Raw genomic sequence first — 20,159 nt, 5'->3', positions numbered from 1 at the left:
CGAGCCCAGGGCAAACGCCACAACCAGGCGCTGATTGCGCTGGCCCGGCGCCGCACCGACGTGCTTTACGCGATGCTCCGCGATGGCACCCTGTATCAAGATCCGACCGCCCCGCCAGCACCATCATCAGTCGCTCTCGCGGCTTGACGAAAACCATAGAGGCACCCCCCGCGAAGGGGGCTGGTGCCTGAGCGGGCCGGTGCGGCCTCGGATCGGGCTCGACGGGGACGCGGCCTGCCGGAACCTCAGACCCCGGCAGCGCGGTCAGGACCTGCCTCCCCGCCCCGCGGAGCACCTACCGTGGACGCACTGACCTCACGACCCGAAAGGAACAGCCATGCCCTCCGTGCTCTTCGTCCTCTCCGCCTCCGACCACTGGACCCTGAAGGACGGCACCCGCCACGACACGGGCTTCTGGGCCGAGGAGTTCGTGGCTCCCCACGACGTCTTCGCGGAGGCCGGGTGGGACATCACCCTGGCCACCCCCGGAGGCGTCACCCCCACCGTGGACAGGACCAGCCTCGGCGTGATGGGCGGACTGCCCTGGAAGACCGCGCAGCTGAAGAAGGACCTCGAGCGCCTCGCGCCCCTCCTGGAGCACCCGCAGGCGCTCGCGGACGTGGACGAGGCGGCGTACGACGTCGTCTTCTACCCGGGCGGCCACGGCCCCCTCGAAGACCTCGCGAAGGACCCGGTGTCCGGGGAGCTGCTCCGGGCCCGCATGGCCGCCGGCCGCACGACCGCGTTGCTGTGCCACTCCCCCGCCGCCATGCTCGCCGCCCCCGGTGAGGGGGCGGACTGGCCGTTCCACGGCTACGCCATGACCGGCTTCTCCAACGCCGAGGAGAAGATCGCCGGCCTCGCGGACAAGGCCCCGTGGCTGCTCCAGGACGAGCTGGAGCGCCGCGGCGCCGACGTCTCCACGACGACCATCCCCTACCGCCCCCACGTGGTGGTGGACCGCAACCTCTACACGGGGCAGAACCCCCAGTCCTCGGAGCCCCTCGCCGAGCGGATCCTCGCGGACCTGACCCGCTGACGGCCCGCCCGGCTCACCCCGGCCGCCGTCGTGGTGTGAGGGTGCGCCGGCACCGGCCAGCCACCCCACGGCGGCGTCGCCGGTCTGCACCTTCACCGGCGTGGCGTGGGCACCCGGTCGACGGTCTCGGCCTGGCGGTCATCATCGACCCCGCGAGCGTACGGATCGCCAGGACTGGGGCTGCATGCCCTGCCACTCACCCATGAATCCCGGCATGGAATACGCCTCGTGGAGCGGCGTGTTGCACGGACCATGACCATCTCCCCCACCATCACCCGCGACGACGACGCCTCCCGCTACGAGCTGCACGACGGCACCACGCTCCTGGCGGTCCTCGACTACCGCGACAACGGGACGGACGTCGCCCTCACCCGTGCGTTCACGGTCCCCACCTTCCGCAGCCAGGGCCACGCGGCCACGCTCACCGCAGGCGCTGTGGCCGACATCGCCGAGCGCGGGGGCGCCGCGGGCGGCCGACGCGTCGTGCCGCTGTGCTGGTACGTGGCGCAGTGGTTCGATGAGCACCCCGAGCAGTCCCACCTGCTCGCGCCGCGCTGACCCGCACCCTTCACGGCGGCGCGCACACCGCGCACGCCCGGCGGCGGCGATGTGGTCGTCGACCGGGAAGGAAAGGTGCCCCGCCACTGGGGCGGGGCGCGCGGTCAGCCGTCCGTGGCCGACGGGGACGGCGACGGGCCGGGCGTGGGCCGGGCGGTGTCCGCGGGGCTGGGCGTGGGGGATGGCGACGGCTTGGTCCGGGCGTAGGCGGACTGCTCCGCCTGGATGGACTGCAGCAGCGAGGGCGTGCGGTCCACGTTCTCTCCGTCGGCGCCGCCCCCCTCGATCTTGATGGGACCGGTGAATCCCGACGGGCGCGCGGTGGGCGTGCCGTCCGCGCCGATGGCGCCCTTCTGGGCGAGGAGCTCCACCAGGCGCTGCATGGCCGTCCGGTTCTGGTCCAGGATGCCCTGGGCCGCCTTCTTGCCCGCGTCATCCGTGCCGGACTGCAGCTCGTTGCCCGCGACCGTCACGGCCCCCTGGAGCAGGCGGTGCAGCTGAAGGAGATAGGTGCGGTCCGCGTCCTCTCCCCCGACGCTCTCCAGAGCAGCCCTGTCCGAGGCGGTCAGCAGGCCGGCCCGCATGTCCGCGGTGTCCTGAGCGGACAGCTGGGCCTCCTCCTCTCCCGGGGACAGGGTCGAGGACTCCTCGGCGGACGGCTCCGGCTCCTCCTCGGGCACGGCCGCGCCCCAGCCCTCGAGCAGGCGGCTCAGCTCATCGATGCGCGCGGCGTGCTGGTCCCGCACTCCCTCGGCGATGTCACGCACCTCCTGGTCCACGTCCTCCTTGGCGAGGTAGGCCTCGGACAGCCGCACCGCCTGGCGATGGTTGCGCACCGTCATGGTGGCGAAGTCGATGTCCCCCTGCAGGGGGTTCAGGCTCGTGTGGGTGGGCGTGGAGAGCACGCCGTCGAGGTAGGTGTTGGCCGAGCCGGACGCGGCGGGCACCTCCTCGCTCGCCGTGCAGCCGGCCAGCGCCACGGCCAGGCCGGCGCCGGCGACCGCCGCGGTCCAGCGCCGCCGTCGTGCGGGGGCGGAGGCGTGGGGGGCACGGTGCATGGCTGGCGGTCCTCTCGGCGGGCGGCGCCCGCAGGAGTCACGGGCGTTCCGGCGCGGTGGAGCCCGCTCCGGCCCTCACAGGGTACCCCCGCAGATCCCGGCTCTCACGCGACCCGGTCCGCCTGCACCACCCAGTTGTTCAGCGAGTATCCGGTCATCCCGGACCCCTCCACCAGCTCGCATGTGATCAGCGTGACCGCGTTCCCGGGCACGTCCAGCTTCCACGCCCACGCCCATTCCTCGTCCTGGGTGAAGGCCGTCTTGTCCGCGGAGAGCGCGTCGTCCTGGATGCGAAAGGCCGCCTGGGTGCCGTCGTCGTAGGAGATCACGACGGCGTCTCCCGCGCGCGCCTCCTGGAGCCGGTAGAAGACGTCCTTGGAGCCGGAGTGGATGATGTGGCCGGCGAGCACGCCGGGGTAGCCCGACCGCTCGCCCGGCGTCGTGGACCACTGCGGGGGCCCGTACCAGCCGACGGTCTGCGGAGTGGGGTTGATCTCGCCGTCGTCCCGCATCTGGGTGAGCTCGATCGAGGCGCCCACGATCTGCTCGGCGCTGCGATCCGGCCCGCGGTACACCGCCACGTGCACGGGGGCGGCGGCGATGTCCTCCCAGGGGGCGGCGGGACCGGTCAGCAGCCCCGACGCGGAGGCCGTGGAGGAGGACGGGGCCTCATTCGGGGTCGGTGTGGCCGGGGCGGTCGTGGGGGCCGGGGCGCTGGACGCCGGGGCGGTCGTGGGGGCCGAGGCGGTCGTGGGGGCCGAGGCCACCGCGGAGCCCGTGGACGCGGTGGAGGCCGGGGCGCTCGACGACGTCGTGACGGAGGCCGACGATGCCGTGGCAGAGGCGGACGACGATCGTTCGGTCGGCGTCGGGCCGGCCGAGGCGGTGTCGCTCGACGAGGCCGAGGTGGATGCGGCACTCGGCGGAGCGCTGATCGGGGTGTCGCCGAGGGCCAGGCCCCCGCGCACCGCGAACCAGACGGCCGCGATGCAGGCCAGCAGCAGGACGGCCCAGAGGCCCCGCTTGACGTTCGTGCTCATCGACCGCTCCCTCATGCGTGGTGGTGTCGGCATCGATCATGTCAGGCCCGGGCCACCGACGCCGCGTCCCGCCGGCAGGCTCGATCGGGGTCGGCGTGGACTCACCGGGGAGGTCCAGCACGTCCACCGTGAACTCGACCGTGCGGGTGACGTCGCCGGAGGTCATCTGCACGGTGAAGGTGTCGCGTCCCAGGAAGTCCTCGTCCGGGTGTAGCCGTCGCTGGACGCGCGGATCACGACGGTGCCGTGCTCCGGCCTCTTGATGAGCGTCGCGTCGATCGCGACCGGCACACCCGCGTCATCGACGGTCAGCGGCTCCTCCACCGTGGCGTTCTGGTCGGTGGTCACGGACCAGGTGCCCACGGTCGCCCACGCCTCGAAGGGGATGAGCTCCTCCGCCTCGATGTCGGTGAAGTTGCCCTCGTCGTCGAACGCACCCCCGAAGGCCAGCTGGCCGTCGCCGTCGACGGAGAGCTCGAACCCGGCGGTCAGCTCGTCGCCCAGGGCCTCCGCGAGGGTCTCCACCGTGAGGACGCCGGTGTCGGTGACCTTCATGGGTCCCCTCCGGAGGATGGTGATGTGCACGACATGGAGGCTGCGGTGCATCGGACGCGTCTGGGCCCCGTTCCGCGAGGTGGGACACACGCTCACCTGATGCTCGACGGTGCGAGATGCGGGCCAGGGGCGGGCCGGTCCGGATACCGCGAGCGCGCGAACGAGCGCAGTCGGCCGGCCAGGTCTTCGAGGGTCTCGGCCGAGTAGTGGTCCCGCTGCCACGCGGCGTGCAGTCGAACGAGGAGGTCGCGTCCCTGGGCCACCACCCGCAGGGGCACGAGGTCGAACGCCGGGTCGTCGGTCACCACCGCCACCCCGCTGCCCGTGGCCACGAGTGCCTGCGCGACGCGGCCCGAGTTCGCCTCGGTCAGGTCCGGTGCCGTGAGGCCTGCGACGTCGAGGGCGCCGTCGAGCACCCGCCGGGACATGAAGCTGCGCGAGGGCGCCACCAGCGGCTCCGCGGCCAGCTCCTCGAGGGCGACGGACCGCCGCGCGGCCCACGGGTGGCCGGGCGCCACGTACGCCCACAGGGGCAGGTCGACCAGGGCCGTCGAGGCGATCGTGGGCCGCGGGCTCGAGGGCATCACGACGAGGTCGTGGTTCATCACCGCCTCCTCCAGGGACACGTCGAGAGGCGTCTCGGCCACCTTCGCCCGCGGCTGACCCGCCCCGAGGGTGGCCACGAACGGGATGACGACGTCGATCAGCGTGGTGCCGGGCGCGGCGATGCGCACGTCCATGAGGCGCCCGGCGGCGATGGTCCGCGCGGCCTGCTCGGCAGCCGCGTGCTCGGCGAGGACGCGCCGGGCGACGGGGAGGAACGCCTCTCCCGCGGGAGTGAGAACGATCCCCGTGCCGGCACGGGCCACGACGTCCAGGCGCACCTCGCGCTGGAGACGCTGCAGCTGACGGCTCACGGCGGACTGCACCAGGCCCCTCCGCTCGGCGGCGGCGGTCACCGTGCCGGACTCAGCGACGGCGACGAAGGTGGCGAGGAGGCGGGCGTCCATGACAGATGAGCATAGAGTTCATCCCCGCTGCTCATTGGACGACATGCCTGGGTGCGCCGGATCATGGAGCCACGCGCCCCCGCACGGGGCGCGCCCCCATCCCCAGCTCCCCTCGCGCGGAGCCTCACAGGCGAGGTGCCACCCATGACCCAGTCCCCCCTCTCAGCCGAGGGCGTCGAGCAGTCCCGTCTCCTGGCCACCCCCGTGCCCGGCCCCAGGTCCCAGGCGCTCGCGGAGCGCCAGGCGGCCTCCGTGCCCGCCGGCGTCGCGACCACCATGCCCGTGTACGCCGCCCGTGCCGCCGGCGGCATCGTCGAGGACGTGGACGGCAACCGCTTCATCGACCTCGCCTCGGGCATCGCCGTGACCTCCGTGGGCGCTGCCCACCCGCGCGTCGTGAAGGCCGTGCAGGAGCAGGTGGCTCAGTTCACGCACACCTCGTTCATGATCACGCCCTACGAGGGCTACATCGCCGTGGCAGAGGCCCTCGGGCGCATCGCGCCGATCTCCGGGGAGACCCGCACGGCCCTGTTCAACTCCGGCGCCGAGGCCGTGGAGAACGCCGTCAAGGTGGCCCGCTCCTTCACCGGCAAGCAGGCGGTGGCGGCGTTCGACCACGCCTACCACGGCCGCACCACCCTCACGATGGCGCTGACCGCCAAGAACATGCCGTACAAGCAGCACTTCGGCCCGTTCGCCCCCGAGGTCTACCGCGTGCCGGGGTCGTACCCGTTCCGGGACGGGATGGACGGCGCCACGGCGGCGAAGCACGCCATCAGCGCCCTCGAGAAGCAGATCGGCGCGGACAACCTGGCCGCCGTCATCATGGAGCCCATCCAGGGCGAGGGTGGCTTCATCGTCCCGGCCGAGGGCTTCCTGAAGGCCGTGGTGCAGTGGTGCAAGGACAACGGCGTGCTGTTCATCGCCGATGAGGTGCAGTCCGGCTACGCGCGCACCGGCCAGTGGTTCGCCTCCGAGTTCGAGGGCATCGAGCCGGACCTGATGACCACCGCCAAGGGCATCGCCGGCGGCATGCCGCTCTCCGCCGTGACCGGGCGCGCCGAGATCATGGACACCGTGCACCCGGGCGGCCTGGGCGGCACCTACGGCGGCAACCCGGTGGCCACGGCCGCCGCACTCGCCGTCATCGAGGCCATCGAGGAGGACGGACTGCTCACGGAGGCGCAGAAGATCGAGACGATCATCCGCGAGCACTTCGAGCAGAACCCGGACCCCCGCATCGGGGAGATCCGCGGCCGCGGCGCCATGATGGCCGTCGAGTTCGTGGACCCCGCCACCGGCGAGCCCGACGCGAAGCTCACCAACGCCGTGGCGGCCGCCGTGCGCCAGGCCGGCGTCATCCTGCTCACGTGCGGCACCTACGGCAACGTGGTCCGCTTCCTGCCGCCGCTGACCATCGGTGAGGACCTCCTCAAGGAGGGCCTGAGCGAGGTCACGAAGGCGCTGCGGTCCGCCTGAGCCCCCGCCACCGGCGGACCGACGACGACGGCCCCGCATCCCTGCCCGGGATGCGGGGCCGTCCGCCTGTCGGCGGAGGACTCAGATGTCGTCCTCGTACGCGGGGCCGCCTTCGTTCTCCATCGCCTCGAGGCGCCGGGACTTCTCGGAGGTGAAGATCCGGCGGACCCCCGTGCCGCCGAACTCGTCCTCCGGGACCAGCCCGACGCCGTACTTCCGCAGGGCCTTCTCCAGACGCAGACGCTCGTCCACCCGCAGGTCGGCCAGCCCCTTCTCGAAGCGGCGCAGCTGCTCCTTCTCGAGGCCGGCCGTGGTGGCCAGGGTGCGGACACTTACCTGGGCGAGAGCGCGGCCGGCACGCGCCACGTCGAAGGTCATCGGGGTGGGGTACATCAGACATCTCGATTCTGCTGGGATTCAGGGGGGGAACCGGTCCATGATGGCCACGTCCCGGTGGAAGGGACAAGGGCGCGCCAGCCTAGAACCCGCTGTGCGCCAGGCGCGTCGCTGACCCATCGCTCCCGCCACGCCGGCGGGACGCGGACGGGCCCGCCTCCGGTCACCGGAGGCGGGCCCGTCGTCGTCGTGGGGTGTCAGTCCTGGACGAAGTACATCTGCTTGTTGACGAACTCGTCCATGCCGAGCGGGCCGAGCTCGCGGCCGAAGCCGGAGCGCTTGACGCCGCCGAACGGGATCTCCGCCCCCTCGCCCGCCGGCGTGTTGACGTTGGCCATGCCGACCTCGAGCTGCCGGGCGATCCTCTCGGCCTGGGCCTCGTCCTGGGAGAACACGGCGCCGCCCAGGCCGTACTGGGAGTCGTTGGCGAGGGCGAGAGCCTCGTCCGCGGACTCCACCTTGTAGACGACGGCGACGGGGCCGAAGAGCTCCTCGCGGTAGGCGTCCATCTCGGAGGTGACGCCCGTGATCACGGCCGGGGCGAAGCGGGCGCCCGCCTCGTCCGTGACGGTCCCGCCGACGTGGACGGTCGCGCCCTGCTGACGGGCCCGCTCCACCTGCTCGGCCAGGCCCTCGGCGGCACCGCGCGAGGACAGCGGGGTGAAGACCGTCGGGTCCTCGTCGGCGGCCTCCCCGGGCTTCATGGCCTCGGCCAGGGACACCAGCTCGGCCACGAAGGCGTCGTGGATGTCCACCGAGACGATCATGCGCTTGTTGGAGTTGCAGGCCTGGCCCATGTTGTACATGCGGGTCGCCCACGCGGTGCGGGCGGCCTCGGCCGGATCCTCGGCGTCGAGCACGATGTACGGGTCCGAGCCGCCGAGCTCGAGGACGGCCTTCTTGAGGTGCTGGCCCGCGAGCGCGCCGATCACGGAGCCGGCCCGCTCGGAGCCGGTCAGGGAGACGCCGGCCACGCGCGGGTCGGCGATGAACTCGGCGATCTGGTCTTGCGTGGCGAACACGTTGGTGTACACGCCGGCCGGCACGCCGGCGTCGTCCATGATCTGCTGCACGGCCAGGGCCGAGCGCGGGCAGATCTCGGCGTGCTTGAGCACGATCGCGTTGCCGAGCATGAGGTTCGGCGCGGCGAAACGGGCGATCTGGTAGTACGGGAAGTTCCACGGCATGACGCCCAGCAGCACACCCAGGGGCAGGTGGCGGATCATGGCGCGGCCGCCCTCGAAGGTCTCGATGGGGCGGTCCGCGGCGAGGGTGGGGCCCTTGTCCGCGAAGTAGCCGAAGATGGCCGAGCTGAACTCCGCCTCCTCGACGCCCTCGGTCACGCGCTTGCCCATCTCGGTGGCGATGATCTGCGCGAGCTCGTCCTTGCGCTCCTCGAAGAGGTCCGCGACCTTCTGCACGATGGTGGCGCGCTCCTCGATGGGGCGGGCGGCCCACGCACGCTGGGCGGTCTCGGCGGCGGCCAGCACCTGGTCGACCTCACCGTCGGCGAGGGCCGGGAAGGTCTCCACGACCTGGTCGGTGCTGGGGTCCTGCACGCGATAGCCGGTGGGGGTGCTCATGAGTGGGTCCTCTCGTTGGGGTCCCGGACCACGGCAGTGCCGTCGTCGTCCGGACGGATGATCGGGATGGGTCGGGTCGAGTCCGTCTGCGGCAGGGTTTCGCCACGGAAGTAGGCCGGGTGGCGCAACCGCGTCCACATCATCAGTACCACGCCGATCGCCAGTACGCCCATGCCCAGGATGAACACGGTGCCGACACCGAACACGGAGGAGCCGGAGCCGTCGTCGGGGTCGGTGGAGTCCAGCGCGGTCACGCAGAACATCACCAGCAGCACGAAGCCGCCGATCAGCGGGAACAGGAAGGTGGTGAGGGCGTTGCCCACGGAGGTGAACCACTCGCGGCGGAAGTACCAGACGCAGGCCAGGGCGGTGATGCCGTAGTAGAAGCAGATCATCAGGCCCGGGGCGGTGATGGTGTCCCACAGGGCGTTCTCCGAGATGAGGCGCGTGACGGCGTAGAACACGGCGGCGCACGCGGCGCAGACCCAAGTGGCCACGGAGGGGCTGCGGTGCCTGGCGCTCACGCGGGCCAGCGCCGGCGGGACCGCGTGGTAGAAGCCCATGGCCAGCAAGGTGCGGGCCGGGGCCACCATCGTGGACTGCAGGGAGGCCAGGGATGACACCAGGACGGCCATGAACATGAGGATCGCGAACGGCCCCATGATCGGTCCGCCCAGCAGCGCGAAGAGCGACTCCTGGTTGTCCGGGTTTCCCGCGCCCAGCTCTCCCGTGCCGACGCCGGCCCACATGATCACGCCGAGCGCCACGAGCACGTAGATCGCGATGATGGTGACCACCGTGAGGGACCCGGCGCGCCCCGGTGTCTTCTCCGGGTCCTTGGTCTCCTCGTTCATGGTGAGGGTGACGTCCCAGCCCCAGAACAGGAAGATCGAGAGGGAGACGCCGGCCGCCACCACGGAGAAGTCGCCCACGGCGAAGGGGTTGAACCACTCCCACTGGAACGGGGTCACGTCGAAGCCGGTGCCGCTCGAGGCCTGCACGATGGCGGCGATCGCGAAGCCGCCGAGGGCCACGAGCTGGAACATCACGAGCACGTACTGCAGGTTCTTAGTGGCGTCCATGCCGCGGTAGGAGATCCAGGCGGCGGCCGCCAGGTAGACCAGGGTGAGCGGGATGTTGATCCACAGGTTCGTGGTGAGGTCCGCGATCTCGGGCCGGCCCGTGACCTCGGCCAGGAGCAGGAACGTGAAGTCCACGCCCACGGCGGCGAGGTTGGACAGCACGATCACGGACGCGGCCACGAGCCCCCAGCCGCCCATCCAGCCGACGTAGGGGCCGAAGGCCTGGGTGGCCCATGTGAAGGACGTGCCGGAGTCGGGGACCTTGTTGTTGAGCTCCCGATAGCCGATGGCCACCAGAAGCATCGGCAGGAAGCCGAGCAGCAGGATCGCCGGCACGAACGTGCCGACGGTGCCGATGGTCGGGCCCAGACCCGAGGTGAGCGTGTAGGCGGGCGCAACGACACTGATGCCGATCACGACGGCACCGATCAGGCCGACCATGCCGGCCGCCAGGCCCTTCTCGGCCACGCCCGTCTGGGCGGGTGCGCCGGGGTTCAGCAGGGAGACCTGCTGCACCTCCTTCGTGCTGGGGTAGGCGAGCTCGTGGTGGTGGCCCGGTCCGTCCGCCGCGTGGCTGCCGTCGGCGTCGTCGCGGGGGCCGCGGGCGGAGGAGCTCATGCCTGACCCTTCCGGTGCACGATGGCCTGCGCGGCAGCCTCGCCCATGCGGACGGCGCCGTCGACGTGCTGGTAGCCCTCCGCCGCGATGTCCGAGCACGCGAAGTGGATCGGCCCGACCGGCTGGTTCTGCAGGTGGCCCCAGCGGGAGAGGCCGCCGAGGTCATAGCTCGTGGCGTACGCGCCGCGGGTCCACTCCTCCGCCGCCATGTCGGAGAGGAAGAACGCCACCGGCTCCTTGGCCTTCGGGCCGAGGTACTCGGCCATCGCGGCCAGGATCTCCTCGCGGCGCTCGGCCTCGGGCAGCTCCCACATGCGCTCGGCGTGCACGTCGGAGACGAAGCCCACCATCGTGCCGAAGGACTCCTCGATGCCCGCCTCGCCACCGGCGTCGTTGACGCCGCGGTTGGTGTTGTCGTAGAGCTCCTGGACGAGGCGGCCACCGCCGAAGCACGTGCCGGAGAGCCCCTCCTCGCGCCAGAACGGCGTCTCGTACGCGGCGTGCACCTTGATCACGAGGCCCATGGAGAGGTGCTGGTGGGCCACCATCTGCCGACGCGGCAGCGGCGGGACATAGGAGATGCGCGAGTACAGGTTCGGCGGCACGGCCAGGACGGCGTAGCGGGCCTCGACCTCGAGCTCGTCGGTGACGGCCAGGACGCGGCCGGGGCCGCCGTCGTGCTCGACGCCGTTGCGCACGTCCGCGGCCACCGCGTTCTTGGCGTCCGCGGTGGCCTCGTCGGGCTCGGCCCAGTGGAGGGTGCGCACGGGCTGGCCGAGGACGACGTCGTCCCCGAGTGCCGCGGCCATCGCGCGGGACACGGACTGCATTCCGCCTTCGACACGCCGGTCCAGGATGAAGTCCTCGTCCACGAGGTTCGAGAAGGAGCCGGCGGAGGCGGCCATGAGCACGGCCTGCAGCAGCGAGAACGTGCTGGAGGGCTTGGTGAGCATGCCCGAGGCGACGTAGATCGAGACGTTGTCGATCGCCTCCTGGTCATCGCTCAGCGAGGCCAGCCACATGCGGAACGGGATGGCGTCCAGCTCAGCGGCCCGCGGATGGGCCCACGGCTCCGTGGCGCCGATCTCCGCCGCGAGCGTGTCCAGCTCGGCGATGAGTCGGTCCATCTCGGCCTGGGTCCGCGCGGAGACGGGCATGTCGCCGTCATGCACGTGACGCTCGCCGTCCGGGGAGAGGTACACGGACTTGCCCTCGCGGTACCGCTGGAACGTGGGCAGGCCCAGCTCCTCCACGAGGGAGATCAGTCGGGTCTGGTCAGGAGAGATCCACTGACCGCCGATCTCGATGAAGTGGTCGCGGCCCTGCTCGTCCTCGACGAGGCCGTTCCACGTCCGTCCGCCGACGCGCTCGCGCGCTTCGAGGACGGTGACGGACAGGCCGGCCGCCGTCGCCGTGCGGGCGGCCATGAGGCCGGCGGGACCGGCGCCGATGACGACGACGTCGCACGTCCGGCGTGGACGAGTGAGAGAGGAACCCGACGCCCCCGCCGCGGCCTCCGGCACCGGCCGCCGTCGAGGCCGCCCCCGGCACCAGGCCGCCACGCGCGAGGGCATCGCGACGGCTGCCCTCGAGGTTGCACGGTCACACGGCTACGAGAGGCTCACGATGGCCGCGGTGGCCCGTCGCCTCGGCGTGGCGCCGAGCGCCCTGTACAACCATGTGACGGGCAAGGCGGACCTGCTCGCGCTCCTGCAGGACGAGGTCATGGGCGAGGTCGAGGTGGACGGGCTGCGCGCCGCCGTGGCCGGCGAGGTCCCCGTGCGGGAGGCCGTGCGCGACTGGGCGCACTCGTACCGGCGGGTGTTCGCCGGCCACACCCCGCTCATCCCGATGATCGCGACCCTCCCCATCGCGGGTGCCGAGCAGACGCAGCGCATGTACGACGCGGTGGCGGCGGCCCTGGGCGCCGCAGGCGTGGCCGAGACCGAGGTGCTCCCCCGCATCATCGCCCTGGAGTCGTTCATCTACGGCTCCGCCTTCGACGTCCACGCGCCGGCCCACCTCTTCGAGGTCGCCGCCGCGCCGGGAGAGCTGCCGGCATTCCAGGCGGCGGCCGCCGCCTGCCGGCGCGACATCGGCATCGGCATCGACGGGAGCCACGCGACCGATGAGGGTCCCGCCGTCGGGACGCTCGGGGTGAACCCCTACGCGGACGATCCGTTCGAGACCGGTCTCGAGCTGCTGCTGGCGGGGCTCTGAGACGACGAAGGCCCCGGTCCACGTGGACCGGGGCCTTCCCTGGTGGAGGTAAGGGGATTCGAACCCCTGACCTTCTGCATGCCATGCAGACGCGCTACCAACTGCGCCATACCCCCAAGTCAGGTGCGTTCCCACAGCGGTGAACCGCCGGAAGCACCAGGACAGCATAGCGGCCCTGGAACTCCGGCTGCAAATCGACGCCCACGGGGCAGCGCCGGCGAGCGGGCAGTCGTGCCGGTCCGGGCCTTCCAGGCCGCGAGAGCCGAACGGGCGGTCTGCCCCGGGCCCCAACGACGACGAAGGCCCGGTCCTGAGGGACCGGGCCGTCGCTCTTCGGTGGACCTCCGTAGCAGCTTCTCAAACCCCCGCAAGCAACTCGGATCGCTGATTTCCCATGTTCTACAGGGTTCTCGGGCTCATCGGCCGCGCACTCGGGGTGCTCGCATGACCGATGAGCGCGGTCCCGTGCGTGAGAATTCGCGGCAGTCTCAAACCCGTTTGAGCGTCTCGAATCGAGCCGAGTTGCTCGCCGGTTACGCCGATGGTGTGCCCGTGCGGGAGCTTGCGACGCGATTCAACGTGCACCGCGGCACTGTGCGGGAGATAGCTCGGCAGGCGGGCTTGGCAGCGCGTCGCCCGGAGTTGCCGGACGCGATCCGACAGGACGCCGCTCAGCTCTATGCGGGCGGGATGACGCTCGCTCAGGTCTCCGCACGACTCGCAGTCAGCAACGAGGCCGTGCGCTCGTCGGTGCTCGCGTGCGGCGGGACGATCCGTCCTGGCGGTCGTCGCCGGGTCGGTGCCTGAGTTCTCACACCTCACCGGATACCTATCGCGTCCACCACGGCCCGCTCTTCGGCGTCGTCTGCTTCGGCGGGCGAGCTGGCGCGTTCACGACGGGCGGTGACGGACTCGCGGACACGGGCGCGGATTAGAAGCACAGCGCTGACCGGCCCGATCCAGAGCATCTTGAGCATGTTCCAGATCGCCCACAACACTGCGAGGTGGAGCCATCCGGGGGCGCCGTCCTCGATGAGTTGGACACAGACGTTCGCGATCAGGATGTACGGGACTGCGAGAAGCGTCGCGGGGATGCCCCACTTCAAGCCACGGCGGGCGCGGATCGCATCCAGCAGGATGTTGGTGGGCATGTAGCGCCGCAGGAAGCAGCGAGTGTGGACGCTGACAGTCCAGATCAGACGGATCATGGTCTTCCTCTCCATCGCACAGTTCATCCGACGAGGCGGTGCGTTGAAGAGTTACCGAGGGTCTGCCGCGAGCGGCGCATTACAGAGGAGAAATCCGCCTCAGGGCCAAGTCTACGCCTCGGGCCGGACGGCGGGAAGGACCGGCGAACTTGCGTGGGGCCCAGGCCGATCGCCCGCTGTTAGGTCGCAACTATCGGTAGGATCTGGGCGCCTTGGACCACTTGGCGCGAGCACGTTCCATGACCTTGCGGGCTCCGCTGTGGTTCATCCTCCAGCGGGCGACTGCAAGGCTGACGTCGTATGCGTCTGCGGCCTCCTCGTCGGTGGCGTTCGCTCGGGCGAGCCGGAAGGCTCCGTCGTTGGGGATCAGCATCTCCCCCGAGAGCCAGTCCGCTTCGGCTTCCTGGTCGCCGCCGAGCCCACACTTCCTCTCGTTGGAAAGAGAGACGCCGAACTGGTGCTCCAGGACGACGTGGGCGAGTTCGTGGCACATGGTGGTCCGACGACGGGTCAGGGGCTGAGCGTCGTTCTCCAGGATGACCACGCCACTCCCGTTCGGGATCAACGCCCCGGACAGTGCGCTTCCGTCCGCTCGCAGGAAGTGGTCACGCGCGGCACCATCGAGGTCGCTGAGTTGGACGACGGAGATGCCGTACTCAGACGCGAAAGCGTAGGGGTCGAACGGCGCATGGGCGTCGAGGCCGATCTCGGCCCGTAGCTCCAGCGCGAGACTCTTCGCCTCGGTCTTGAATCCTCGACGCACGAGTCATCCCTGGGCCCGTGCACGTTCGATGGTCGCGCCGATGACTTGTTGCAGGTACTTGACGTCGGTCTCGCTGAGGTCCTTCCGGGCGCGCAGGAGCGGTGCGAGCTGGGCCATGAGGTCGGGTTCGCGGTCGTCGTCGTCATGTTCTCCCTCGTGCTCGAAGAAGTCCTCGGCCGGGAGTCGGAGCCAGGCGATGATCGTGGCGAAGCCGTCCGTGTCTGGTTTGAGGCCGTTGCCGAGCCGGGAGAGCAAGGAGGGGCTCACGCCGATCTCGCCAGCTAGCGCTCGCCATGAGAGTTGGCGCTCTTGACGCGCGGCGTCTAGGGCGGAGTAGAGCGCGGCCGTGTTGATCGTCGTTTTGGCCATACCTCAGTGTGTCACATCTGCGACAGTCCGTCGTCTCCGACACGGAGTGTGTTAGAATTGAAACGCAGCATCGAGTCTAGAACGCTGGGGAGGTGAGGAGCATGGCAGGCAAGCGAGGGCGCAGCGCGGTCACGGGTCGGTTCGTGAAGCAGTCCACGGTGAAGCGTCACCCGAAGACCACGACCAACGAGACCACCGGCAAGCGCGGCAAGAAGAAGTAGCAACGAGCCGCACCCTGCTCGACGCAGCAATGTCGGTGGCAGTAACTACAGTGATCGAATAGACGAACCAACCAGGAGAACGACTATGAGCGTGACGGACGCCTTCAAGACCTTTCAGGACGTCGTGAACGCTGACATCACACACGTCCGCGAAGCGCGCGCCCGGCGCGATCTCTTCAAGAGTGCCTTCGACACCGAGGACGATGTGGAGGAAGTCATCGCGTCCGGATCGCTCGCGCGAGGGACGCACAAGGACCCGATCCATGACGTCGATGTGATCGTCGTCTTCGATCAGGACGAGCATCCTGAGTGGGGAGCACCGGGAGGTTCCGCCGCGGACGCTCTCGATCACACGCGCGAGCGTGTCAACGCGCTGCTCGGGGCGACGAACGGCACCTACGACCACGCCGTCCGACTGGCCCGGTGGCGCAACCATGCCGTCAAGTGCTTCCTAGATGACCCCGACGATCCTGACGCTTTCACGGTTGATGCCATGCCAGCACTTCGCCGCGACGGGCGACTCCTCATTCCTGAAGCACTCTCGGAAGACTGGGTCGCTTGCGACCCCGAGTCCCTGATCGCCGAGGTCGCGGATAGGCACGCACAGTGGAACAAGTTCGCCGGCACTGTTCGGATGCTCAAGTGGTGGGCCGCCGAGCAAGACACCAAGATCAAGTCTCTCGTCATGGAGGTCCTCGCGCTCGACTTCCTGCCGACGGACGTCAACCAACCCGCTGCGATCAAGCAGTTCTTCGTCAGCGCCTGCTACCACATCGAGGGCGGGAACGAAGTCGCCGATCCTGCTGGGCTCTGTGGACCGATTCAGCCTGACATCGACTACGGCGAGTTCGCCGATTCCCTTCGATCTGCACGAGATAACGCGATCAAGGCCTTCCAGGCACAGGCGAACAACGACACTGCCGCTGCGATCAAGCACTGGGGTGAGGTGTTTGGGGACGGCTTCCCGAAGCCTCCCGCCTCCACTGGCAACCCGGCGCCTGCGGTCGTACCGGCGGCGCCTCGACCGGTGAAGGACACTCCGCAGGGATGACGCGCGCAACAGGGCCGGATCGTGGCGCGGGCACCGCGGCGCTCAACCCCGTGCTCTGGACTGAACGTGAACCTGTGCGACTGGCGCGCGACCAAGATGAAGTCCGGGCATTCGCGCCGTTGCTCGAATACCAGAGTCCAGCAGACGACGGCTTGCCGCACGGCGGATGGATCGGCGTCCTCCCCCGCTGGCCGTTCGAGCGGCCGCAGCCCGAAGCTCTCGACGAGCTGCTTGGGGACCAGGAACTGCGAGTGCTCGTCATCTACTCCGCAGCCCACCCGATGGTGCCGCCGACCATCTACTCCCTTGATCCGGAGCCGTCGATCTGGGAACAGACACAGTCCGCATGGCACGTAGCCCCAGGAGGATCGCTCTGTCTGCTCCAGAGCGATGGCGGCTGGCAGCCCGAGGCCAGCCTCACCGAGCTTCTGGCGAAGGCATCGGGATGGCGGATCGAGTACGCCCTCATGAAGGCTGGAGTCATCAATGAGATGTCGGTCAATGGCATCGTCTCTGACCCCTCGCACGACCACCTGATTGACCGAGCGATTCAGCGAGGAGCTCCAACACCGGACCCGAGCGAGGCGGGAGACACAGATGTCTCCTCGTAACCCCTACATCGTGATGCCCAGAGACGCGGTCACCAAGATCGCAGGCTCCGACCTGTCGGGCGGATCGCTGGTGCTCCGCCGCGTTCCCGCGGACGACATGTACGTCGTCCAGACCGTGGAAACCGGCAAAGACATCCGTCTTCCAGCCGAAGTCCCACGCGAGTACGCCGCGCTTCGTTCAGGCGACCCCCACCATGCCGCTCAGTGGATCAGGGTGGCACCGAACGACGCTCATCTTCACCATCTCTTCTTGTCCAGACGCCCCGACATCTCCATAGGGTTCAAAGAATTCAAGGAGCTGGTGCCGGGCGTTGCCGACCCCGGCAACCACCTTGGCGTGGTCGTCACTCACGACCCCGATCTTCCACCGGATCTGGTGGAGGCCGGCGCCTCGGAGTTTGCGGGATGGGCTGTCCGGCGCAGCGGTGTGGAACCGCTCGCTATCGAGATGGAGCCAGAAGTTCTTGGCCTGGCACAGTTGGCTGGCAAGTGGCCGATCGAGCAGCTCGCTGCCAACAGCGTCATGGTCGTGGGCTGCGGCAGCATCGGCAGCGCCGCAGCAGAGGCGCTCGCAGGATACGGACTCGGACATGTGGAACTTGTCGACCCGGACCGATTCCTCTGGCACAACATGCTCCGCCACACTCTCGGAGCCGAAAGCGTCGGGCGGTTCAAAGTGGCGGCCATGAAAGATCACCTCGCCCAGCACTGGCCACAACAGACAGTGCTTGCCCACCGACGCGACGTGGTTGCCGAGGCCCACTACATCCGGCCCATCGTCGACCGAGTCGATCTCGTGCTCTGCGCCGCAGACGGTATTGCTCCCAGGCGTGTCGTCAGCCACCTCTCCAGGCGCGCACGGAAGCCGGCGATCTTGGCGTGCGTGCTCGACAATGGCTCGATCGGAGAAGTCATCAGGCTGCGACCAACACCCCGGTTCGGCTGTCTCCTCTGTCTACGGCAGCAGCTTGCAGACCAGGGAACGATGGACGCTGAGGCGGATCAAGAGTTGGATTACGGCACCGGGCGCATCCACCAGCCAATGACGGCTGTGCCACCTGATCTCCGATACATCGGCACGTTCGCCGCAAAAGTAGCGATCGCGACACTGCTGGAATCGCTTCACGGTGACCACACCCAGCAGGTTCCCGGCGAACACGCCATCATCAGTCTCCGACCAGCAGGTGACCTCGCAGCCCCATTCGACCTCAGCCAAGCCGGCGATGTTCAGTGGTCGTCCATCCCCAGACCTCGTGCATCGTGCCCGACCTGCTCGCCAGGATGACAGGTCGAAGAGAGGCGCCTCCGGTGACGATCACTGATGTCGCACTCAGCACGATCGCGCGCGAGGCGTTGCGGTCCGCCGATGGACTCGAAACTGGCGGCATCCTGCTCGGGAACGACGCGACTGATGGGATCGACATCCGACACGCCGGCGGACCTGGACCCAACGCCACCCGCGGCGAACGCACCTTCATGCGAGACCTCGACCATGCCCGGCGTCTCGCGGACTACGCCTGGTCGGAGGACCGTAGCCAGTGGATAGGCGAATGGCACACCCACCCGACTGGAGGACTCTCCCCGAGCGAGGTCGATCTCCACTCCTACATGCGCCATCTGTACGACCCCGAACTGGGGTTCGACAGGTTCGTCGCGATCATCGCTGGATTCGATTCGTCGGCACGAGTGGTCGTTGCAACTTGGCTCGTAGAACGGGACCGCATCTTGCCAGTGGTACCCGAGAGGCTTCCTACGGCGCCTGCTGTAAACAGCCCGCACGCCAGTGACGCGGTGAGGCACACCGCCTTCGTAACCGAAGAACACAAGGAGACGCCATGACATCCGATTCCGCCGCCCCTGACCCAGCAGACCCCGTCTTCATCTCGTACCGCCAGAAAGACGGTACTGGTGTTGCTACGGAACTCGCCTGGCTCCTCCGGGCCGCCGGCATCCCTGTCTGGCGGGACCGAGACGATCTGCCGCCAGGCGACACCGAGGCCCGACTCAAGCAAGCGATAGCGGCCGGCATCTCCGGCGGCGTTCTCGTGACGACACCGGACGTGGTGAACAGCAGAGTCGTGAAGACGCTGGAAGCACCCCGACTCCTTGAGCTACACCGCGACCACGAAGTATTTGCACTCGGCATCATCAACTCGGTGAAGACAGACGACGGCGGAACAGACTACGACGCTCCTGACCGGCTCCTAGAGATTCGTCCCGGCACCTTGAGCGGTGTAGACCAGCAATCCGCCGAGCGCGACGGTCTGCTGGCATTGATCCGCGGTTTGGTCTGGCACCGGATCGCGTCTCTTCGCAAACGAATCGAGGCAACCGACCAGACGTTCCACCTGAGCCTCCAGACCAGGAACACGCCACAGGTCTATGACCGAACCGGTGACGAACTGGACATCCGACTCAGGCCCTCCGATCACGAACGGCTTCCGAGCGCCGACGGGCTCCGAGATCTCAAGGACACCATCGGTCTCCTCCCCGATGCCGTGACCCGTTCCGGGGCACGTCGCCTACGTGTTGCTGGAGGGGCGCATCTCTCGGTGGCCTTCGCGGTCGGGGCGGCCTTGCCTTCGTCTCGAATCGGGCACATGGACGTGATCGACCAACAGGGCGCCACCTGGGCGAGCGATGGCGAAGCGCGGTTCATCACGCAACCGGAAGTGCAAATCGAAGATCAAGGCGGCGATCCATCTGCGATCACGACCGGTCGCCCCTCCGTAGCCGTGTATGTCGATCTCCTGCCCCAACGCAGCGACACCGCCTTCACCCGCTATATCGAAGATCATGGGCCGTTCCTCGCGGCCTGGCGTCATCTCATAAGTGCGAGCGGCACACTCCTCGACCCCGCTCATGCAGGCCTGATCGCCGCCGATGTCGCCGCGCACATCCGTGCCCTGTCGAACGACAACTCCAACGCCGAGGTGCATCTCCTGCTGCGGTGCCCGTTCCCACTTGCGCTTCTCATCGGGCGATTGACCAACACCTTGCGTGTAGTAGTCCACGAATGGGACGACTCTGACCCCATCGACGGTGATGACTACCGCGCAAGCTACGTGCCCACCCTGCGTGTACGTACATCTGCAAGCTCGGGTGTCATCGAAGACGTGCTCCTCCCGGACGCGTCTTGACTGCGCCAGCCGACCTTGCGGTCGCCCGTAAGGGACTGATGCGCGTGTAGGTGACATACGATCTGTGGTGTTACCACACCGCAGGGAAGGATGTGCACCATGCCCGCCCCCTACCCCCAAGAGTTCCGCGACGACGTCGTCCGCGTCGCCCAGAACCG

Annotated in this window: 21 protein-coding genes, 1 tRNA gene and 1 pseudogene; 11 read left to right on the top strand and 12 right to left on the bottom strand. The window is 69.2% G+C overall.

All coding sequences use genetic code 11. The features are described from left to right. The 3 genes and pseudogenes from KZX60_RS11435 to KZX60_RS11425 all read left to right on the top strand — a co-directional run. Nucleotides 1-147, top strand: a pseudogene (locus KZX60_RS11435) (IS110 family transposase); the annotation flags it as partial. 190 nt (nt 148-337) lie between these two features. Further along, nucleotides 338-1,039 carry a type 1 glutamine amidotransferase domain-containing protein gene (locus KZX60_RS11430; protein WP_248118496.1) on the top strand — a complete coding sequence of 234 codons (702 nt, stop codon included), beginning with the start codon at nt 338-340 and terminating at the stop codon, nt 1,037-1,039. 252 nt (nt 1,040-1,291) lie between these two features. Next, nucleotides 1,292-1,597, top strand: coding sequence for a GNAT family N-acetyltransferase (locus KZX60_RS11425; protein WP_248118494.1), 306 nt, complete (start codon nt 1,292-1,294; stop codon nt 1,595-1,597). A 104-nt stretch (nt 1,598-1,701) separates the two neighbouring features. Here KZX60_RS11425 and KZX60_RS11420 read toward each other — a convergent pair whose 3' ends face one another. The 4 genes from KZX60_RS11420 to KZX60_RS11405 all read right to left on the bottom strand — a co-directional run bounded on the left by KZX60_RS11420 (nt 1,702) and on the right by KZX60_RS11405 (nt 5,260). Next, nucleotides 1,702-2,655 carry a DUF305 domain-containing protein gene (locus KZX60_RS11420; protein ID WP_248118492.1) on the bottom strand — a complete coding sequence of 318 codons (954 nt, stop codon included), beginning with the start codon at nt 2,653-2,655 and terminating at the stop codon, nt 1,702-1,704. 104 nt (nt 2,656-2,759) lie between these two features. Beyond that, nucleotides 2,760-3,695 carry a class F sortase gene (locus KZX60_RS11415; RefSeq protein ID WP_248118490.1) on the bottom strand — a complete coding sequence of 312 codons (936 nt, stop codon included), beginning with the start codon at nt 3,693-3,695 and terminating at the stop codon, nt 2,760-2,762. 162 nt (nt 3,696-3,857) lie between these two features. Further along, nucleotides 3,858-4,250 carry a hypothetical protein gene (locus KZX60_RS11410; protein WP_248118488.1) on the bottom strand — a complete coding sequence of 131 codons (393 nt, stop codon included), beginning with the start codon at nt 4,248-4,250 and terminating at the stop codon, nt 3,858-3,860. A gap of 92 nt (nt 4,251-4,342) precedes the next feature. Then, nucleotides 4,343-5,260: a LysR family transcriptional regulator gene (locus KZX60_RS11405; RefSeq protein WP_248118486.1), complete on the bottom strand. Its 918-nt coding sequence runs from the start codon at nt 5,258-5,260 to the stop codon at nt 4,343-4,345. A gap of 144 nt (nt 5,261-5,404) precedes the next feature. Between KZX60_RS11405 and gabT the strand changes: the two genes are divergently transcribed. Then, the gene (gene gabT, locus KZX60_RS11400) at nt 5,405-6,739 is read left to right on the top strand and encodes a 4-aminobutyrate--2-oxoglutarate transaminase (RefSeq protein ID WP_248118484.1); all 1,335 of its coding nucleotides are present in this window, start codon (nt 5,405-5,407) and stop codon (nt 6,737-6,739) included. A gap of 81 nt (nt 6,740-6,820) precedes the next feature. Here gabT and KZX60_RS11395 read toward each other — a convergent pair whose 3' ends face one another. From KZX60_RS11395 to KZX60_RS11380, 4 genes are all read right to left on the bottom strand, one after another. Then, entirely contained in the window at nt 6,821-7,132 is a 312-nt protein-coding gene (locus tag KZX60_RS11395; protein ID WP_248118482.1) for a hypothetical protein, read from the bottom strand. A 200-nt stretch (nt 7,133-7,332) separates the two neighbouring features. Beyond that, on the bottom strand, nt 7,333-8,718 hold the full coding sequence (locus KZX60_RS11390; protein WP_248118480.1) for an NAD-dependent succinate-semialdehyde dehydrogenase: 1,386 nt from the start codon (nt 8,716-8,718) through the stop codon (nt 7,333-7,335). Further along, nucleotides 8,715-10,418 carry an APC family permease gene (locus KZX60_RS11385; protein ID WP_248118477.1) on the bottom strand — a complete coding sequence of 568 codons (1,704 nt, stop codon included), beginning with the start codon at nt 10,416-10,418 and terminating at the stop codon, nt 8,715-8,717. Before KZX60_RS11385 ends, KZX60_RS11390 begins: the two co-directional genes overlap by 4 nt. Beyond that, nucleotides 10,415-11,941, bottom strand: a complete 1,527-nt coding sequence (locus tag KZX60_RS11380) for an NAD(P)/FAD-dependent oxidoreductase (RefSeq protein WP_348983752.1) — start codon at nt 11,939-11,941, stop codon at nt 10,415-10,417. Before KZX60_RS11380 ends, KZX60_RS11385 begins: the two co-directional genes overlap by 4 nt. On the opposite strand from KZX60_RS11380, the gene KZX60_RS11375 reads away from it, so the two are divergent. Next, complete coding sequence (locus tag KZX60_RS11375) at nt 11,901-12,638, top strand: TetR/AcrR family transcriptional regulator (protein ID WP_248118473.1); 738 nt, start codon at nt 11,901-11,903, stop codon at nt 12,636-12,638. The two genes, KZX60_RS11380 and KZX60_RS11375, sit on opposite strands and share 41 nt — an antisense overlap. 40 nt (nt 12,639-12,678) lie before the next feature. On the opposite strand, the gene KZX60_RS11370 is transcribed toward KZX60_RS11375, so the two are convergent. Further along, nucleotides 12,679-12,754: transfer RNA gene (locus KZX60_RS11370), tRNA-Ala, on the bottom strand. 328 nt (nt 12,755-13,082) lie between these two features. Here KZX60_RS11370 and KZX60_RS11365 point away from each other — a divergent pair. Beyond that, nucleotides 13,083-13,445, top strand: a complete 363-nt coding sequence (locus KZX60_RS11365; RefSeq protein ID WP_248118471.1) for a helix-turn-helix domain-containing protein — start codon at nt 13,083-13,085, stop codon at nt 13,443-13,445. A gap of 11 nt (nt 13,446-13,456) precedes the next feature. On the opposite strand, the gene KZX60_RS11360 is transcribed toward KZX60_RS11365, so the two are convergent. From KZX60_RS11360 to KZX60_RS11350, 3 genes are all read right to left on the bottom strand, one after another. Further along, complete coding sequence (locus KZX60_RS11360) at nt 13,457-13,846, bottom strand: hypothetical protein (RefSeq protein ID WP_248118469.1); 390 nt, start codon at nt 13,844-13,846, stop codon at nt 13,457-13,459. 190 nt (nt 13,847-14,036) lie between these two features. After that, on the bottom strand, nt 14,037-14,609 hold the full coding sequence (locus KZX60_RS11355; RefSeq protein WP_248118467.1) for an ImmA/IrrE family metallo-endopeptidase: 573 nt from the start codon (nt 14,607-14,609) through the stop codon (nt 14,037-14,039). A 3-nt stretch (nt 14,610-14,612) separates the two neighbouring features. Further along, nucleotides 14,613-14,876 (bottom strand): transcriptional regulator, encoded by a 264-nt coding sequence (locus KZX60_RS11350; protein ID WP_248118465.1) that lies wholly within the window; start codon nt 14,874-14,876, stop codon nt 14,613-14,615. 408 nt (nt 14,877-15,284) lie between these two features. On the opposite strand from KZX60_RS11350, the gene KZX60_RS11345 reads away from it, so the two are divergent. The 5 genes from KZX60_RS11345 to KZX60_RS11325 are packed head-to-tail and all read left to right on the top strand — an operon-like array spanning nt 15,285 to nt 20,001. Then, on the top strand, nt 15,285-16,250 hold the full coding sequence (locus KZX60_RS11345; RefSeq protein ID WP_248118464.1) for a nucleotidyltransferase domain-containing protein: 966 nt from the start codon (nt 15,285-15,287) through the stop codon (nt 16,248-16,250). Continuing rightward, complete coding sequence (locus KZX60_RS11340; protein ID WP_248118462.1) at nt 16,247-16,861, top strand: hypothetical protein; 615 nt, start codon at nt 16,247-16,249, stop codon at nt 16,859-16,861. The genes KZX60_RS11345 and KZX60_RS11340 overlap by 4 nt, the downstream gene beginning before the upstream one ends. Beyond that, the gene (locus KZX60_RS11335; RefSeq protein WP_248118460.1) at nt 16,848-18,146 is read left to right on the top strand and encodes a ThiF family adenylyltransferase; all 1,299 of its coding nucleotides are present in this window, start codon (nt 16,848-16,850) and stop codon (nt 18,144-18,146) included. Before KZX60_RS11340 ends, KZX60_RS11335 begins: the two co-directional genes overlap by 14 nt. Before the next feature lie 23 nt (nt 18,147-18,169). Then, nucleotides 18,170-18,700 (top strand): Mov34/MPN/PAD-1 family protein, encoded by a 531-nt coding sequence (locus KZX60_RS11330; RefSeq protein WP_248118458.1) that lies wholly within the window; start codon nt 18,170-18,172, stop codon nt 18,698-18,700. Then, entirely contained in the window at nt 18,697-20,001 is a 1,305-nt protein-coding gene (locus KZX60_RS11325) for an SAVED domain-containing protein (protein ID WP_248118456.1), read from the top strand. The genes KZX60_RS11330 and KZX60_RS11325 overlap by 4 nt, the downstream gene beginning before the upstream one ends. Nucleotides 20,002-20,159: the final 158 nt, after the last annotated feature.

Origin of the sequence: Micrococcus sp. EYE_212, assembly GCF_023147585.1 — a bacterium.
Taxonomy (GTDB): domain Bacteria; phylum Actinomycetota; class Actinomycetes; order Actinomycetales; family Micrococcaceae; genus Micrococcus.
This window is presented reverse-complemented; position numbering and strand designations above follow the sequence as displayed.

What these genes read in the sequence shown, in the direction of transcription:
- KZX60_RS11430 (WP_248118496.1), top strand. Translation starts at nt 338, where the DNA reads ATGCCCTCCGTGCTCTTCGTCCTCTCCGCCTCCGACCACTGGACCCTG.
- KZX60_RS11425 (WP_248118494.1), top strand. Translation starts at nt 1,292, where the DNA reads ATGACCATCTCCCCCACCATCACCCGCGACGACGACGCCTCCCGCTAC.
- KZX60_RS11420 (WP_248118492.1), bottom strand. Translation starts at nt 2,655, where the DNA reads ATGCACCGTGCCCCCCACGCCTCCGCCCCCGCACGACGGCGGCGCTGG.
- KZX60_RS11415 (WP_248118490.1), bottom strand. Translation starts at nt 3,695, where the DNA reads ATGAGCACGAACGTCAAGCGGGGCCTCTGGGCCGTCCTGCTGCTGGCC.
- KZX60_RS11410 (WP_248118488.1), bottom strand. Translation starts at nt 4,250, where the DNA reads ATGAAGGTCACCGACACCGGCGTCCTCACGGTGGAGACCCTCGCGGAG.
- KZX60_RS11405 (WP_248118486.1), bottom strand. Translation starts at nt 5,260, where the DNA reads ATGGACGCCCGCCTCCTCGCCACCTTCGTCGCCGTCGCTGAGTCCGGC.
- gabT (WP_248118484.1), top strand. Translation starts at nt 5,405, where the DNA reads ATGACCCAGTCCCCCCTCTCAGCCGAGGGCGTCGAGCAGTCCCGTCTC.
- KZX60_RS11395 (WP_248118482.1), bottom strand. Translation starts at nt 7,132, where the DNA reads ATGTACCCCACCCCGATGACCTTCGACGTGGCGCGTGCCGGCCGCGCT.
- KZX60_RS11390 (WP_248118480.1), bottom strand. Translation starts at nt 8,718, where the DNA reads ATGAGCACCCCCACCGGCTATCGCGTGCAGGACCCCAGCACCGACCAG.
- KZX60_RS11385 (WP_248118477.1), bottom strand. Translation starts at nt 10,418, where the DNA reads ATGAGCTCCTCCGCCCGCGGCCCCCGCGACGACGCCGACGGCAGCCAC.
- KZX60_RS11365 (WP_248118471.1), top strand. Translation starts at nt 13,083, where the DNA reads ATGACCGATGAGCGCGGTCCCGTGCGTGAGAATTCGCGGCAGTCTCAA.
- KZX60_RS11360 (WP_248118469.1), bottom strand. Translation starts at nt 13,846, where the DNA reads ATGATCCGTCTGATCTGGACTGTCAGCGTCCACACTCGCTGCTTCCTG.
- KZX60_RS11345 (WP_248118464.1), top strand. Translation starts at nt 15,285, where the DNA reads ATGAGCGTGACGGACGCCTTCAAGACCTTTCAGGACGTCGTGAACGCT.
- KZX60_RS11340 (WP_248118462.1), top strand. Translation starts at nt 16,247, where the DNA reads ATGACGCGCGCAACAGGGCCGGATCGTGGCGCGGGCACCGCGGCGCTC.
- KZX60_RS11335 (WP_248118460.1), top strand. Translation starts at nt 16,848, where the DNA reads ATGTCTCCTCGTAACCCCTACATCGTGATGCCCAGAGACGCGGTCACC.
- KZX60_RS11325 (WP_248118456.1), top strand. Translation starts at nt 18,697, where the DNA reads ATGACATCCGATTCCGCCGCCCCTGACCCAGCAGACCCCGTCTTCATC.